Annotated in this window: 13 protein-coding genes; 6 read left to right on the forward strand and 7 right to left on the reverse strand. The window is 57.8% G+C overall.

Translation table 11 applies throughout. From position 1 onward, the window contains the following. The first annotated feature begins 131 nt into the window (after positions 1–131). The 4 genes from QZL71_RS08590 to QZL71_RS08605 are packed head-to-tail and all read left to right on the forward strand — an operon-like array spanning position 132 to position 2754. The gene (locus tag QZL71_RS08590; protein ID WP_223388239.1) at positions 132–671 is read left to right on the forward strand and encodes an RNA polymerase sigma factor; all 540 of its coding nucleotides are present in this window, start codon (positions 132–134) and stop codon (positions 669–671) included. Beyond that, entirely contained in the window at positions 658–1224 is a 567-nt protein-coding gene (locus QZL71_RS08595; protein ID WP_294648492.1) for a hypothetical protein, read from the forward strand. The genes QZL71_RS08590 and QZL71_RS08595 overlap by 14 nt, the downstream gene beginning before the upstream one ends. 11 nt (positions 1225–1235) lie before the next feature. After that, complete coding sequence (locus QZL71_RS08600; protein ID WP_154260738.1) at positions 1236–1925, forward strand: hypothetical protein; 690 nt, start codon at positions 1236–1238, stop codon at positions 1923–1925. Next, on the forward strand, positions 1906–2754 hold the full coding sequence (locus QZL71_RS08605) for a hypothetical protein (RefSeq protein WP_294648493.1): 849 nt from the start codon (positions 1906–1908) through the stop codon (positions 2752–2754). The genes QZL71_RS08600 and QZL71_RS08605 overlap by 20 nt, the downstream gene beginning before the upstream one ends. Positions 2755–3116: 362 nt before the next feature. Here the strand turns inward: QZL71_RS08605 and QZL71_RS08610 are convergent, their stop codons facing one another. Further along, a complete protein-coding gene (locus QZL71_RS08610; protein ID WP_044953963.1) occupies positions 3117–3986 on the reverse strand; it encodes a phosphoribosylaminoimidazolesuccinocarboxamide synthase in 870 nt (289 codons plus the stop codon). Positions 3987–4274: 288 nt separating this feature from the next. Here QZL71_RS08610 and QZL71_RS08615 point away from each other — a divergent pair, with 288 nt between their 5' ends. Then, on the forward strand, positions 4275–5714 hold the full coding sequence (locus QZL71_RS08615; RefSeq protein ID WP_097774317.1) for a 6-phospho-beta-glucosidase: 1440 nt from the start codon (positions 4275–4277) through the stop codon (positions 5712–5714). A 41-nt stretch (positions 5715–5755) separates the two neighbouring features. Further along, on the forward strand, positions 5756–6730 hold the full coding sequence (locus QZL71_RS08620; protein WP_294648494.1) for a glycerophosphodiester phosphodiesterase: 975 nt from the start codon (positions 5756–5758) through the stop codon (positions 6728–6730). A gap of 108 nt (positions 6731–6838) precedes the next feature. Here QZL71_RS08620 and QZL71_RS08625 read toward each other — a convergent pair whose 3' ends face one another. From QZL71_RS08625 to QZL71_RS08650, 6 genes are all read right to left on the reverse strand, one after another. After that, entirely contained in the window at positions 6839–7801 is a 963-nt protein-coding gene (locus QZL71_RS08625) for an AEC family transporter (protein ID WP_097774318.1), read from the reverse strand. A 3-nt stretch (positions 7802–7804) separates the two neighbouring features. After that, a complete protein-coding gene (locus QZL71_RS08630; RefSeq protein ID WP_294648495.1) occupies positions 7805–9343 on the reverse strand; it encodes an ATP-binding protein in 1539 nt (512 codons plus the stop codon). 11 nt (positions 9344–9354) lie between these two features. Then, positions 9355–10806, reverse strand: coding sequence for a vWA domain-containing protein (locus QZL71_RS08635; RefSeq protein WP_363912662.1), 1452 nt, complete (start codon positions 10804–10806; stop codon positions 9355–9357). Between the two features lie 172 nt (positions 10807–10978). Next, positions 10979–12073, reverse strand: coding sequence for a leucine-rich repeat protein (locus QZL71_RS08640; RefSeq protein ID WP_294648497.1), 1095 nt, complete (start codon positions 12071–12073; stop codon positions 10979–10981). A 466-nt stretch (positions 12074–12539) separates the two neighbouring features. Further along, positions 12540–14459, reverse strand: coding sequence for an ABC transporter ATP-binding protein (locus QZL71_RS08645; RefSeq protein WP_294648498.1), 1920 nt, complete (start codon positions 14457–14459; stop codon positions 12540–12542). Next, a complete protein-coding gene (locus QZL71_RS08650; RefSeq protein ID WP_294648499.1) occupies positions 14459–16210 on the reverse strand; it encodes an ABC transporter ATP-binding protein in 1752 nt (583 codons plus the stop codon). The genes QZL71_RS08645 and QZL71_RS08650 overlap by 1 nt, the downstream gene beginning before the upstream one ends. Between the last annotated feature and the right edge of the window lie 264 nt (positions 16211–16474).

The following is a 16474-nucleotide window of genomic DNA, read 5'->3' on the forward strand; positions in this document are numbered from 1 at the left end:
TTCTATTGTATCATAAAAATAAAAGTTTTTGCAGGATTTTGAACGGCTGTTTCGTATGAATGTGCAGAAGGGCAGCGCAGGGGCTGCACTTCGTCGGACCGGGACGAAACTGAAAGGAGGTGGGCAGGCCGTTGACGACCTTGGAATTCAGCGCGATGGTGCAAAAATACCAGTCGCTCGTATATACGGTCTGCCACCAGCTGGTGCCGGATGCCGGCGATGCGCAGGACCTGACGCAGGAGACCTTTCTGGCGGCATGGCGGGCCATTGACCGCTGTCCGTCCGGGTTTGAAAAACAGTGGCTGGCACGCATCGCTGCCAACAAGGCAAAGGACTATCTGCGCAGCGCATGGGTGCGCAGGGTGAACATTCCCGGCGACGATGTGCTGGCGCTGGAAGGTGCGCCGCCCGGCACCCAGCCGGAACAGCAGGTGCTGGATGCTCTGGGCGAGGAAGAACTCACCGCCATGATCCTGGACCTGCGGGAGCCCTACAGAACGCCTTGCCGTCTGGTGCTGCTGGAACAGCACACCATGGCCGAGGCGGCACAGCTGTGCGGCCGTCCGCCCAAGACGGTGGAAGCACAGATCTACCGGGCAAAAAAGATGCTGGCACAGCAGATACTACAGCGTGAAAACGATGGAAAGGAGTGCGTACATGGAACTGTTTGACAAAAACGGCTGCCTGACCGACGAAGGCCTACAGGCCCTGCAGGCAGGCGGGCTGGATGAGCTGGGCCGGCTGGAAACCGCCGAGCATTTATCCTACTGCGATAAATGCATGGACCGCTACACTGCTCTGCTGACGGCAGATGCGCTGGAAACGCCGCCGCACTCCGCGCACAAGGCGGTGATGGCCGCCATTTGGGTGCGGCTGATGCAGAACACATGGGGCCGTGCCGCAGTGGCCGGTGTGGCGGCGGTGCTGGCCTTTACCATGTGGCGCTCCGGCACCATAGACCAGCTGCTGAATTTCCGGCAGGAGCTGCACACATGGACACCGGAGACCAGCCAGAGTCAGACCGAAGAAGCCTTGCAGCTGGGCAAGCCGATGGAAGATGACCGACCGTCCGCCCAGCCGGAAATACTGGGAAAGCCAATGGATGACGACAAGCCGAAGCAGCAGGCTTCGCTGGCAAAAGCACTCAATGACCTGCTGTTCGGAGCCGGCGGCCCTGCAGCAGAAAAATACAAAAATTCGCCACTTGCAGATCAAACGAAATAAGGAGATCGATTATGATGAAAAACGGAATCCTGACCTTCCTCTTCGCCTTTTGCCCGGGCGCAGGCCAGATGTATCAGGGCTACATGAAGCGCGGCCTTTCGCTCATTACCATGTTCTGCGTGGCCTTTGGTGCGGGCACTCTGCTGGAAGTTTTGTATGTAGCCATGCCCATTGTGTGGATGTACAGCTTCTTTGACACCTTCAATCTCCGGGCGCAGATCGGCGCAGGCACCGCCCCGCAGGACGATTATCTGGTGCACATCAACTGGCACGACCAGCGCATGGAACAGTTCATGCTGGACAGCCACAAGCTGCTGGGTTGGGGCCTGATCGCGCTGGGCGCGCTGGTGGCCTACCAGAACATCCTTATGAACACGCTGGGGGATATCGTGTGGCGCTGGGGCCAGAGCAGCCCTTTCTTCCGTGCACTTTACCTGATGATGGATCAGCTGCCAGAGGTGGTGGTGTGCGTGGCCCTGATCATCTGCGGTGCGTGGCTGGTGCGCGGCCCCAAGGGCAGAAAACAGAAGCCGCAGAACGATGCCGAAGATGAAGATTTTACCGAGTATACTGCACAGGATGCGCAGGCAGAGCCGGAAGCAAAGGGCTTTGCCATGCCCAAGCTCTCGGCTCTGCTGGGCAAGCCCGTGACCCCGGACGATGAGACGGAGGATGCCGACGATGGACGAGACGAGAAATGATGCGCCGCTGACCGGTGAAGCACCGCAGCCTGCAAAACCGCAGCCGCTGCGCCGGGTGGGCAGCTTTACGCTGGGCGTATGCCTGATCGCAGCGGGCATCTTCTTTCTGCTTGCCTATTTTGTGCCGGGCTTTGACTGGCAGCTGGCGCTCAAGATCGCCCCAGCGGCAGGGCTGATCCTGCTGGGCGGCGAGGTGCTCTTTTTTGCCGCCCGCCCGGGCCGCTGGAAATACGATTTCTGGTCGGTGCTGATCTGCCTTGTGCTCATGGGCGGGTGCTTCTGTCTGTCGCTGCTGCCGGTGGTGTGGGATGAACTCGGCCCGGAGCGGAATCAGGCAAGCATGAAGCTGGGGCAGGAATATACGACAGAAGCCTATGACAAGATCAAACAAACAGCCCCGGATATCCGTGTGAAGAATATCAGCGGAAACGCCTACCTGTACAGCAGTGAGGCGAAAACGCTGCGGGATGTGAATGCCGGAAACGGCTATCTGAGCCTGACTGTGGAGCTGTTTGGCGGCTATGACAGCGTACAGGCCTTTGCGCAGGACTGCCGCAGCGTGACCGATGCCGTGCAGCAGTGCAGCGCACAGCCGGATGAACTGCGCATTACATGGTCGCCGGAGAACGACCCGGGCCAGAGTCTTGCCTCCGGCAGCCTGCAGAATGTGGAGCAGTACACGCTGGAACTGGAAGGCATCGCACAGCTGGACTGGACAGCAGAGCAGATGGCAAAGCAGACCGAGGTGCAGTATCTGCTGGACGAAGAAAACGAAAAACCGGCGGAGTCCGAAGCTTATTCTGAGGAAAGTTCGGAGCTGAGTAAGTGAAACAAAAAATGCTTCCGTGCGGCGCACGGAAGCATTTTTTTGTTGAAATCAGCCGAAAACTATGTTATGCTATCTCTGCTGCTGAAAGGCGGCGGGGCACTGCAAACAACGGCAGGCGGTTCGGCTCTCACTTCCGAAAGGAGGTGAGTACATGCCAATTACTTTGACATTCCACTTGTTTGGATTGACATTCACCATTCGCGTGAAAAAGTAAGAACCGCCACCCGGCACGGTGACGGTTCTCAAAAACTGTAAACCTTGAACTGGGGCCAACCGCTTGTCGCAGTGCCCTTTCTATAGACATTATAGCGAATCCCGGCAGAGCTGTCAAGCATCTGCCGGGATTCGTTTTATCGTAAAATTTACAGCTTTTTGCCGGTGAGCAGCTCGTAAGCCTCCAGATACTTGGCAATGGTCTTGTCGATCACGTCCTGCGGCAGATCGTAGTTGCTGTCGGGGTTGGCCTTGAGCCAGTCGCGCACGAACTGCTTATCAAAAGAGGGCTGGCTGTGGCCCGGCTCGTAGCCCTCCAGCGGCCAGAAGCGGGAGGAATCCGGGGTGAGCATTTCGTCGCCCAGCACCACGTTGCCGTTCTCATCCAGACCAAACTCAAACTTGGTGTCGGCAATGATGATGCCGCGGGAGAGAGCATACTCAGCACACTTCTTGTACAGGGCAATGGTGTAGTCGCGCAGCTTGGTGGCGTACTCCTCGCCGTGGCCGGGGAACTGCTTTTCCAGCACCTCGATGCTCTTTTCGTAGGAGATGTTCTCGTCGTGGTCGCCGATCTCGGCCTTGGTGGAGGGAGTGTAGATAGGCTCGGGCAGCTTGTCGGACTCCTTCAGGCCTTCCGGCAGCTGGATGCCGCACACCTTGCCGGTCTTCTGGTAGCTGGCCCAGCCGCTGCCGGTGATGTAGCCGCGCACGATGCACTCGATGGGCAGCATGGTCAGCTTACGGCACATCATGCTGTTGCCGTCGAACTGCGGCTGCTGGAAAAACTCCGGCATATCCTTCACGTCCACGCTCAGCATGTGGTTGGGCAGCAGATCGCGGGTGTAATCGAACCAGAACTTGCTCATCTGGGTCAGAACGGTGCCCTTTTTGGTGACCTTGTTTTTCAGGATGACATCAAACGCGGAAATGCGGTCGGTAGCAACCATGATGAGGCTGTCACCGTTATCATAGATCTCACGAACCTTGCCTTCTTTAATGGGCTTGAACTCAGTCATAATCAAACACTCCATTTTCCAATGCCGAAAAAGCGGCGGTGTATCTTACCTGATTATTGTACCATGTCTGCGGACAGTTTGAAAGAAACAGAATGAAAGGAAAATCAGGCCGTTTTTGCATTTTTCTCGTGAAAAATGTACGAAAAATAGAATCAAAATTCGGCGATTTGACGATAAAAGTCGTACTTTCACAACAATGAAGCACCTTTTTGTAAAATGTAGGCATGGACATTCCGGCGATTGTGCGGTATCTTATAATCAACAAATTAAAATAGGGAGGGTTTACTTATGGGCAGTTTTCCCAAAGATTTTCTGTGGGGCGGTGCCACCGCTGCCAACCAGTGCGAGGGCGCATGGCAGGCAGGCGGCAAGGGCCTTGCCACCGTGGATGTGACCCCGTTTGGCCCGGACCGCTTCCCGGTGGCGCTGGGTCGGCTGGAAATGCTGGAGTGCGACGACAAGCACTATTATCCCAGCCATGAAGCCATTGACCTGTATCACCATTATAAAGAGGACATCGCCCTCTTTGCCGAGATGGGTTTCAAGTGCTTCCGGCTGTCCATCGCATGGACCCGCATCCTGCCGAACGGCGATGATGCCCAGCCCAATGAAGAGGGCTTGAAGTTCTATGAGGATGTGTTTGATGAGTGCCACAAATACGGCATTGAACCGCTTGTGACCATCTGCCACTTCGATACCCCCATTGCCCTCATAAAAAAGTATGGCGGCTGGAAAGACCGCCGCATGGTAGATGCCTATGTGCACTACTGTGAAGTGCTGTTTGACCGCTACAAGGGGAAGGTGAAATACTGGCTCACCTTCAACGAGATCAACATGCTGCTGCATCTGCCCTTTACCGGCGCGGGGCTAGTGTTCTATCCGGGCGAGAATGTGCAGCAGGTGGAGTATCAGGCGGCACATCATGAGCTGGTGGCCAGCGCAAAGGCGGTCAAGCTGGCTCATGAAAAGATGCCCGGTGCCATGGTGGGCTGTATGCTGGCGGCAGGCCAGTATTACCCGCGCACCTGTGCACCGGAGGATATCCGTGCCGCACAGGAAGCGGACCGCGACAACTACTTCTTTACCGATGTGCAGGCCCGCGGTGCCTACCCGGTGTGGGCAAAAAAGCGGATGGAGAAGGCCGGCATCACCCTACACACCGAGCCGGGCGATGAGCAGGTTCTGAAAGAAGGCACCGTGGATTTTGTCTCCTTCAGCTACTATTCCAGCCGCTGCATCACCACGGATCAGGAGATCCTGGCAGAAGAAAAGGCCGACGGCAATGCGGTGCTGGAAGCTGTGAAGAACCCGTACCTCAAGGCCAGCGAGTGGGGCTGGGCCATCGACCCGGTGGGCCTGCGCGTGACGTTGAACACCATCTACGACCGGTACGAAAAGCCCATGTTCATTGTGGAGAACGGCCTTGGCGCGGTGGATACCGTGGAAGCGGACGGCTCCATCCACGACAGCTACCGCATCGATTATCTGCGCGCCCACATCGAGCAGATGGAAAAGGCCGTCAACGAGGACGGCCTGCCGCTGATGGGCTACACCACATGGGGTCCTATCGACCTTGTGAGCGCATCCACCGGTGAGATGAAAAAGCGCTACGGCTTTATCTATGTGGATAAGGACAACGACGGCAACGGCACACTGGCCCGCAGCCGCAAGGACAGCTTCTACTGGTACAAAAAGGTCATTGCTTCAAACGGCACCGACCTTGCCTGAAATTTGCGAAAAAATAAATTTGTGAGAAAGAATTGGAATTTATGACACCTGAGATCATTGCACACCGCGGCGCGTCCTATCTTGCGCCGGAAAATACCCTTTCTGCGTTCCGCAAGGCGATGGAGATCGGCGCGGACGGCGTGGAAATGGACGTACAGCAGACCAGCGATAAAAAGCTGGTGATCCACCACGATTTTGTCATTGACTGGCACACCGATATGCGTGGCCAGATCTATGACATGACCGAGGGCGAGCTGAAGGCGCTGGACTTTGGTAGCTGGAAGGATGTGAACTATCGGAACGAGAGGATCGCTACCCTGCAGGAGGCACTGGCTCTGTGCAGGGAAATGGAAGGTACCATCGTTCAGCTGGAAATGAAGGCCACCATCGATGACGACCCGGATTTTGTCCCCCGCGTGATCGAGGAGGTGCGTGCAGCAAACATTACCGACCGGCTGGTGGTGATCTCGTTCAACCACGACCTGCTGCGGCAGGCAAAGCAGCTGATGCCGGAGCTGAAGGTGGGCGTGCTGGTCTACGGTGCGGTGGAGACCATGGCGCTGCCCACTAGCACATGGGAAATGCTTGGCCTGCAGAACGGGCTGGAAGAGGATGATTTTCCACAGCTGCCGCCGCTGTCGGTGGAAAATGTGGATGACGAAAACTGCAGCTGGGCCCTGCGCTGGATGGGCAATCAGATCAGTATGCTGCAGGCGAACTTTCCGGGCAAGAGTCTGGTAGAGGTAGCCCAGCGCCTGCTGGAACAGCGGGACCCGGTAAAGTATGTGCAGACGCTGGACTTCAAGCCGGACTGGGTGAGCTGCGAATATCACACCGCTTACCAGCAGCCCAGCATGGTGCAGAAGCTGCATGATCTGGGCATCAAGGCGGCATATTGGACGGTGGACGGGGAACAGGCCGTGAAAGACCTTTGGCCCCTGCAGCCGGATGCCATCGTCACAAACCGCCCGGACCGTGTGCGGGAATGGATCTCTGAACTGGAAATGACAGAATAAAGGGCAGAAGCTGCATCCCTTCGGTGCGGCCTGATTCCCCAAGCAACATCTGAAAAGCAAACAGCGGACAGCCTGCAGGCCGTCCGCTGTTGTGCTATGCAAAAGATGTTATAAAATATATCCGAGGCTCCGCAGCACGAACAGCCAGAAGGTCAGGCTGAATGCGCTGAACAGGGTGGTGGTAACGCACACGCTGCCGGTAAGCACACCTTCGTGGCCCATCTGCTTTGCCATAACGTAGCACGCCGGGGTGGTGATGCTGCCCAGCATCACCAGCAGGGCCACCAGCTTTTCGTCGGTAAAGCCAAAGCGCACAGCCAGCGGCAGGAACAGCGCAGGCAGCACCATCAGCTTGACCACAGTAGCCACAGCAGTAGGCTTGAGGTATCCCAGAGCTTTTTGGCCCTTGAAGCCTGCACCAATGGCAAGCAGGGCCAGAGGGCTGGTCAGACCGGCCACGTTGGAAAGGGCCTTATCCAGCATGGCAGGCATGGAAATGTGCAGCATGCTCCACGCAAAGCCCGCTGCAATGCCCAGAAGGATGGGGTTCGTCAGGATGCCTTTCACACTCTTTTTGAGCTTTTCAGCCATATTGCCGGTCTGAGCCTGCGCAGTGGGCGCTTCCAGCATCAAAATGACCACTGCCATGATGTTATACAGCGGCACACTGCCAAGGATCATCAGGCTGGACATGCTGGCATCGCCGTAGATGCTCTGCAGAAAAGCCGAGCCGAGGATGGCAGCCGACGAGCGGTAACACACCTGAACGAACTCGCCCACAAGGCCGGTGCCCTTTAAAAACAGCTTTGCCAGCGCCCAGATCACAAGGATGCACGCCAGTGTGACCGCAAAGCAGAACAGCACATACCGGCCATCGAAGGTGGCACGGACATCGTTTTTGCCAAGGTCGCGAAACAGCTGCACCGGCAGTGCCACATAAAACACGAACTTGTTGGCCCCGGCCACGAACGCATCGCTCAGAAAACCGGTGCGGTGCAGCACATAGCCCAGCAGCATGATAAAGAACAGCGGCATGGTGCTGTTCATGCTGAACAGAAGATTTTCCAGCATGGCTCACACCCCGCCATGACGGCGCTGTTCCGCTGAAAGCTCCTGCTGCAAAGCAGCTTTGCGGTGGTCCAGCAGCAGGTCTTTGTTGTACTTGAAGTAGCGTTCGCAGCCGTTCTCGGTGAGGAAGGCGTGGGACACCGGGTTCACCGTCAGCTCGGTGACGAACACCACCATCTCCTGGCTTTCGGCAAAGGCCTGCTCCATAAAGTCGAAAGCGGCTTCCAGCGCGGCGCTGGCGGTCTGCTGGGCCTTTTCGCGCGCATCGGCAAGGGACTGGAACTGCCCGCGCAGCAGGTCGAAGGCTTCCTGTGTGCCGGCGGCGTTGGCACGGCGCAGTTCGCCTTCCCAGCCGCGCAGCACGGCCAGCACCTGCAGGCGGGTGGTCAGAGCATCTTTGCTCAGCAGCCCCGCCGCACGCTTTTGCTGTGTTTCGGTGTCATAATCCATGATCTGCTGGTGGAACATTTCTGCCGAGCCGTCCGGGATATCCTCCGGAACGGTGGCAAGGGCTTTTTTGGTCTCCCGCAGAAAGGCATAGCAGCTGTCGGCTACTGCATCTGCCTGACGGGAGGCCGTGAACCGGGTGCCGAGGCCTGCAAGGATCAGGCTGACCAGCGAAAGCCGCTCGTCGAAGGGGGCCTGCAGCAGCCGTGCGAACACGGCGGGCTTTGCCTGTCCGGCCAAGATCTCCTCTACGCCGTAGTCGTCGCGGTACTTATAGTAAAGGTCGAGGTAGGCGGAGAAGTCCTCTGCAATCTTCGGGTGCTGGATGTACTCGCGGATCAGGTCTTCATCGGCCTGCAGACCCAGTGTTTCGTAGGTGTCCAGCAGATTGGAAAGATCCTCCCAGCCGCGGGCGGTCACGAACTGGGTGCCGTCCACATCGGCGTTGATCTGGTAGAAGTTCTGCGGGTGCAGCTCCAGATAGCTCAAAATGGCGCTGTGGATGTGGGCAGCGCGGGCATAGTCCTTCCACACGGGCAGGTCCGGCTCAATGTCCATGCGGCGCACGCGGTCCAGCGTAACGATATCAAAGTCGCGCACAGATTTGTTATATTCCGGTGGGTTGCCTGCCGCCACGATCACCCAGCCCGCAGGCACGGCCTGATTGCCAAAGGTCTTGCATTGCAAAAATTGCAGCATGGTGGGGGCCAGCGTTTCCGACACACAGTTGATCTCGTCGATGAACAGAATGCCCTCGGAGAGGCCGGTGGCCTCCATCTTGGCATAGATGCTGGCAATGATCTCGCTCATGGTGTATTCGGTCACCGAGACATCTTTGCCGCCATAATTGCGCTGGCGGATGAAGGGCAGACCCACGGCGCTCTGGCGGGTGTGGTGGGTGATGGTGTAGGCCACCAGCGCCACGCCGCACTCCCGGGCTACCTGTTCCATCACCTGCGTCTTGCCAATGCCCGGAGGCCCCATGAGCAGAATGGGACGCTGCCGGATGGCCGGGATGGCGTATTCGCCCAGAGCATCCTTGGCAAGGTAGGCTTTTACGGTGTGTTCAATTTCTTCTTTGGCTCGTTTGATATTCATAACAAATTCCCTCACGAATTGTTCAGGTCACGGTACAGGTCGTCCTCTTCGGCCAGCGCGTCGGCAAGGGGGCTTTGCGGGCGGGCTGCTGCACCGGTAAATTCTTCTTCATCCAGAACCACCTTCATGGCCCACGGCGGTACATTGGCATCGTCGAACCGCTCCCCCAGAAACAGAAAAGCGGTGTCGTAGGCCGGGCGCTTGGCGGGGTAGGTGCCCATGCCGTCGGTGAAGTACAAAAGGCCCCGCAGGTTCGAGAACTTTTTCTCGGCGCACAGCTGGTTCACGTATTCAAAGGCCGGGCGGAAGTCCGTTCCGCCGCCGCCCCGCAGCTCAAAGTGGTTCATGGCGTGGATCAGCTCGTCCTCATTGTGAATCAGGATATCCTGCCGGATGGCGTTATCGGCCTGGATCAGGTGCAGGTTCATCCGGTGGAAAAAGTTCTCCTGTCCTTTCAGCAGAGTGTAGGTCTCCGCAAGGAACGCCCGCACCAGTTCACCGGAGGTGGAGTAGCTGGTGTCGATGACAAGGGCCAGCTCTTCGATCTTTTTGCTCTCCCGGCTTTCCAGAGGCTCGATGAGGGGCAGGTTTCCGTACACCGAAAGGCCGTAGGTGTAGAAGTTCAGGTCGAACTCGTCCGGGTCCAGCTTTACTTCCTCCCGCAGCACGCAGAACCGGCGCAGAAAATCCCGGTAGCTGCGGCGGCTGCGGTTGGCGGCTTTTACCTGCTGCTTCAGGGCATCGGCACCGTCCCCGGCTTCCTTATCCCGCAGGTCCAGCTCTGTCTGCATCCGCTCCCCGATCTTCTGCCACGTTTTCTGGGGCAGCGGCGTGGGCATCTGCTGGGGCTGGTCAGGCGCATCCTTCGGCCACAGACGGTGGTCGTCGGTCACGAACTCCCGCTCCAGCTGGCGCAGCACACCGGGTGTCTGCCGGGCGAGCCACCGATACACCGGCGCGGCTGCCACCACGGTTTCCTCGGCGGTGATCTGCTGGTAGGCGTTCTGGCGCACATAGGTCAGCGGGCGCTTGACGCTGGTGCGGTTCAGGCTGTCGATAACGTTTTCCACTGCGATATCACAGGCAAGGCTCCACAGCTGAGGCTCCCGGCGGCCTTTCAGCCACAAATGCCGGAATACGCAGTGGAATATGGTGTGCAGATACAACCGGTTGAGATATTTTGGATTGTCCTGATAGAGCCGCAGCAGGTGGCTGGGCTGATAAAACAGGACCTGACCGTCCGTAGCCAGCACCCGGCAGCGCTCGTCCGGGGCGGGGGACAAGGCACTGAGCGCCATATCCAGAAAGCGGAAGTCCAGATACAGCCCGCTGCGCACCACCGCCAGCACCTCGCCGCCCATGCGTGCCTGCCACTCCTCGTGGGTCTCCGGCCGCTGGGACTGGAACGGCTTGCGCGGGTCAAAAAATTTTTCTTTTTGGATCGTTTGGGGCAAAAGTGTCACCTCACTTAGAACCCTCTCAGCCTCGCTGCAAACTCCCCCAGTCATCGCTGCGCGATGCCAGCCCTCTCAGGGATGGGGTCTCTGGCGAAACCGGAAGCTTACCCTTACTGCCAAAGGCTTCCTCTTAGAGGGAGCTGGCGCACGAAGTGCGACGGAAGGAGTTTTCTGCTGTTTAAAAATCAAAATCGTACCGCTGCTTTTTGGGCTGAGGAACATACTTTTTGTGCTCCGCATCCGCCAGCAGAGCGGCGGCAGCGGCGTTCCCGGCCTTGGCAGCAAGGGCTGAAGCTTCGGCAAAGCCGTCTTTGTCCAGCACATCCAGCGCAATGAGTGCACGCACGGCATCATTGTCCTGTGCCTTCAGCAGACGGGCCAGCACCCGGTCGGTGTTGGCTGCCAGAAATGCCCGGTAGTGCCCGGCGGCGGCTTCGGTCAGTTGCCACGGATACCGCAGCCGGTCAAAGCAGAGCATTGCCATCACATTGGCATCGTCGGCATCGTGGCCCTGCGGGAAGATCGCGTCGTATTCTGCGGGGAGGAATTTGTTCTCTAAAAAACACTGCCGGTAATGATATCCTTGGCCGGAAAAAGTGTGCAGAAGAATGTGGGCGGGGGTCTCCTCGATATCCTCCCAGTAGGCGGGATACCACAGCGCCGCCAGCGGGGCTGCTGTACCGGCAGGGCAAAACTCAGCCCGCACCGCTTCGGTGATGTTGTTCACAAGGGCAAACAGGCCGGTAGGTTCTTCAGGGCCTGCCTGCACCCGGATGGTCTCCAGCGCGAAGCAGTTCAAAAACACATCGCTGCCCATGGTCAGGCTGCCCGTGCCCACGGTGAGCAGACGCAGCCTGCGGCAGTTGTAGAATGCGCAGCTGCCGACGACCTGTAAGCTGTCCGGCAGGGTCAGCTCTTCGAGAAAGTTCCCACACACCGGGTGCAGCGTGTCCGCATCGGAAGCCGGCGCGTCAAAGTCGAAGTCGTACCGGCGGCAGGTGCCGCCTACCGTCTGCCCAAAGGCCCGAGTCAGCCGCGCCGTGCCGTCCGGGGCCGCCTCGTAGCGGCAGGTCTTGTCTGCCGCAGGCAGGCTGCGCGGCTTTTCGGAAAAGCAGTAGTCGCCCAGTTCGGTAACAGCAAAGCTGCCGCCCTCCGGTGCTGGCAGTGCGCCGGGCAGCGCGATACACGGCTCTGTGCCGTACACCCGCACCAGCCGGGCTGTGTCTGCCGAAAGCGGCAGGATATCCAAGGTGAGTGTGCTCTCCGAAACCACGATGCAAAACTCCTCAATTTGATAGAATCATTCAGCTTTCAGTATAAACCAACGGCAAAGCCTTGTAAAGCACAAAAAATTCCGACGTAACATGGTAGAAAAATGAATCAGAAACCTCTTGACTTTTGCATGAAAGTGCGTATAATAAGGGTAGGCAACGCGATAAGGCCGAACGTGTTTACCACGTAAAAAATCGAAGCACCCCGGTAGAACCAGTACCGGGGTGCTTCTTTTCATTAGTGCTTGCTGCCCTTGAAGAACAGGCTGTCAAGCCACTTGCATAAATAGTAGGCTACTACCTCTGCTGCGACAGTCTGAAAAAACGCGATAAAGCTAGGCATGTTTACCATCTCCTTTCCGCGACAGGGGGATTGGAGAAGGGCCGCAGAGCCAGTATAACACAAAAAGCGGCAGCGCGCAATTTGATGCACGCTGTCGCTTTTTCATTGAGGAGGTAGAAAAACGCTTAGTTTTCGGCAAGGTTGCCGGTGTACAGCTGGTAATACTTGCCTTTTTTAGCGATCAGCTCGTCGTGGCTGCCGCGCTCGATGATGCGGCCCTGCTCCAGCACCACGATGCAGTCTGCATTGCGGACGGTGGACAGGCGGTGCGCAATGACAAAGCTGGTGCGGCCGTACATCAGGCCGTCCATGCCGCGCTGCACCAGCGCTTCGGTGCGGGTATCGATGGAGGAGGTGGCCTCGTCCAGGATCAGCACCGGGGGATCTGCCACGGCCGCACGGGCGATGGCCAGCAGCTGGCGCTGGCCCTGCGAGAGGTTGGCACCATCGCCGGTGAGCATGGTGTTGTAGCCTTCCGGCAGGCGCTTGATGAAGCCATCCGCGTTGGCAAGGCGGGCGGCGGCGATGCACTCTTCATCGGTGGCATCCAGCCGGCCGTAGCGGATGTTCTCCATCACCGTGCCGGTGAACAGATGGGTGTCCTGCAGCACGATGCCCAGAGAACGGCGCAGATCGGCCTTTTTGATCTTGTGGATGTTGATGCCGTCGTAGCGGATCTTGCCGTCCTGAATGTCGTAGAACCGGTTGATGAGGTTGGTGATGGTGGTCTTACCGGCACCGGTAGAGCCGACAAAGGCGATCTTCTGGCCCGGACGGCCATACAGGTTGATATCGTGCAGGACGGTTTTTTCCGGCACATAGCCAAAGTCTACATCGGTAAAGGTGATGCTGCCTTCCAGCTTGTGGTAGGTGGTAGTGCCGTCGTGGTGCGGGTGCTTCCATGCCCACAGGCCGGTGCGCTCGTCCGTCTCCACCAGCTGGTCGTTGCGGTCGTACTTTGCGTTGACAAGGGTCACATAGCCCTCGTCGGTCTCGCTCTCTTCGTCCATCATCTTGAAGATACGCTCGGCACCGGCCAGAGCCATGATGATGCTGTTGGCCTGCATGGACACCTGACTGATGGGCATGTTGAAGCCCTTGTTCAGGCTCAGGAAAGCCACCACCGTGCCAAGGGTCGTGCCGCCCATGCCGCTCACGGCCATGGCTGCGCCTGCCAGCGCGCAGACGGCATAGCTGATATTGCCCAGCTGGGCGTTGACCGGCATCATGATGTTGGCAAAGCTGTTGGCTTTGTTGGCGCTGTCCTTCAGCTGGTCGTTCAGCTGGCGGAAACCGTCCAGCGCCTTCTGCTCATGGGTGAACACCTTGACGACCTTCTGGCCCTCCATCATCTCTTCGATATAGCCGTTCAACTTGCCCAGATCCCGCTGCTGCTGGATGAAGTATTTGCCGGACTGCTGGGTGATCTTTTTGGAGCAGAACATCATCAGCGCCACCATCAGCATGGTAACGATCGTCAGCTGCCAGCTGAGCATGCACATGCTGAAGAACACCGAAACAATGGTAATGGCGCTGGACACCAGCTGCGGGATGCTCTGACTGAGCATCTGGCGCAGGGTATCCACGTCGTTGGTGTACACGGACATGATGTCGCCATGGGGATGCTGGTCAAAATACTTGATGGGCAGGCTCTCCATGTGGGTGAACAGCTGGGTGCGCAGGTTGCGCAGGGTGCCCTGCGTCACGTTGACCATGATGCGGGCGTTGAGCCATGCGGCCAGAATGCCGATGACATAGATGATGCCTACCCGCAGCAGAGCCGCAGCCAGCGGGGCAAAATCCGGATCCTGCTGCTGGGTCATGGGTATGATGTAATCGTCCATCAGGGTCTTTAAGAACAGACTGGCCTGTACGTTTGCCAGCGCGCTGACCACGATGCAGACAAGCACAAGGATGCAGTGGGGCAGATAGTGCCGGAATACCTCATCCATGATGCGCTTCAGCAGCTTGCCCGGGTTTTCCACTTTGGGCCGGGGGCCGCCCATGCGGGGGCCGGGGCCGCGAACTTCTTTTGCCTGAGCCATTACTGTTCACCTCCCTGTTTGTCAAAGTCGCCGCCGCCCTGGGTCTGGCTGTTGTAAACTTCCTGATAGATGGCGTTGGTCTTGAGCAGCTCTTCGTGGGTGCCCAGACCATCGATCTTACCGTTATCCAGCACAAGGATGCGGTCAGCGTCCTGCACCGAGGAAATGCGCTGTGCAATGATGATCTTGGTGGTGCCGGGGATCTCCTCCCGGAATGCCTTGCGGATCTTGGCATCGGTAGCGGTATCCACGGCGCTGGTGGAGTCGTCCAAAATCAGAACCTTGGGCTTGCGCAGCAGGGCGCGGGCGATGGTCAGGCGCTGCTTCTGGCCGCCGGACACATTGGAGCCGCCCTGCTCGATCCATGTATTGTATTTGTCCGGGAAGCGCTCGATGAACTCATCCGCGCAGGCAAGCTTTGCCACACGGATGCACTCTTCCTCGCTGGCGTTCTCATCGCCCCAGCGCAGGTTATCGAGAATGGTGCCGCTGAACAGCACGTTCTTCTGCAGCACCATGGACACCTCGCGGCGCAGCACGTCGAGGTTGTAGTCGCGCACATCCACGCCGCCCACGCGCACGGTGCCGCTCTCGGCATCATACAGGCGGGGGATCAGCTGCACAAGGCTGGATTTTGCGCTGCCAGTGCCGCCGATGATACCTAAGGTCTCACCGGGCTTGATGCTGAAGGTGATATCATTCAGCACCGGCTGGCCGCTGCCGTGCTTATACTTGAAGGTGACATGCTCGAACTCGATGCCGCCGTCCTTCACCTGCTGCACCGGCTGCTTTGCGGGGGGCAGGTCGGTGGTCTCGTCCAGCACTTCCACAATACGCTTTGCGGAAGCGGCAGACATGGAGATCATGACAAAGGCCATGCTCAGCATCATCAGGGCCATGAGGATGTTCATGATGTAGCCGAACAGAGCGTTCAGCTGGCCGGTGGTGATGGCACCATGCAGAACGTACTTGGCACCCAGCCAGCTCAGGGCGATGTTGCAGCCGTAAACGGCGGTGAGCATGGCAGGGTTATTGAAGCTCAGGCGGCTCTCAGCGTTCACAAACTGGTCGTACAGGCTCTGGCAGGCTTTGGTGTACTTCTCGTTCTCAAAGCCCTCGCGCACGAAGCTCTTCACTACGCGGATGGCGGAGACGTTTTCCTGCACGGAAGCGTTCAGGGCATCGTAGTTTTTGAACACCCGGTCAAAGATGTGGAAGGTGGGCACCATGATGCCTGCCAGCACCGCCACCAGAAAGACCACAGCCACCACGAAGATCAGTGACAGCGGGCCGCCGATCATCAAGGCCATGAACAGGGCGAACACCAGATGCACCGGGGCGCGCACGCACATGCGCTCGATCATCTGGAATGCGTTCTGTACGTTGGTCACGTCGGTGGTCATGCGGGTGACAAGGCCTGCGGTGGAGAATTTATCAATGTTGGAAAAAGAATAATGCTGGATGTTCTCATACATAGCATCGCGCAGATTTCCGGCAAAGCCGGTGGATGCCTCGGCGGCGTATTTGCCGGCCAGAACGCCCAGCGCCAGCGCGACCACAGCCACCAGAAAGGTGAGCAGGCCGTACTTGAGGATGGCGTTCATATCGCCCTTTTCAATGCCCTGATCGATGATAAAGGCCATGATGGTGGGCAAAAGCACATCCATCACGGCTTCCAGAGCGGCAAAGAGCGGTGTCAGGACTGCGGCGCGTTTATACTCGCCCAGATGTGACACTAACTTTTTGATCATCTGAGTTACCTCCTGTTACTTTTTATTTGTTTGGTACAGAACAATTTTATACAAAACATTTTAATTGTCAAGACGTTTCAAAAAATGTTCATAATTACTAATTTAACGAACACTTTTTCGGTAGATTGCACGGGATATATGCATCTTTCCGGGGCGGTGGGCCGGGAGTTTCTCCGAAGACCGTCCGCTGGGGTGGGACCCTGTTGCCCGAAGGGCAATAGGGCGGGCGATGGAATGGCCCGATTCGTGTCTGAGGAGAAAGCT

Source organism: uncultured Faecalibacterium sp. (assembly GCF_900066275.1).
Lineage (GTDB): Bacteria > Bacillota > Clostridia > Oscillospirales > Ruminococcaceae > Faecalibacterium > Faecalibacterium taiwanense.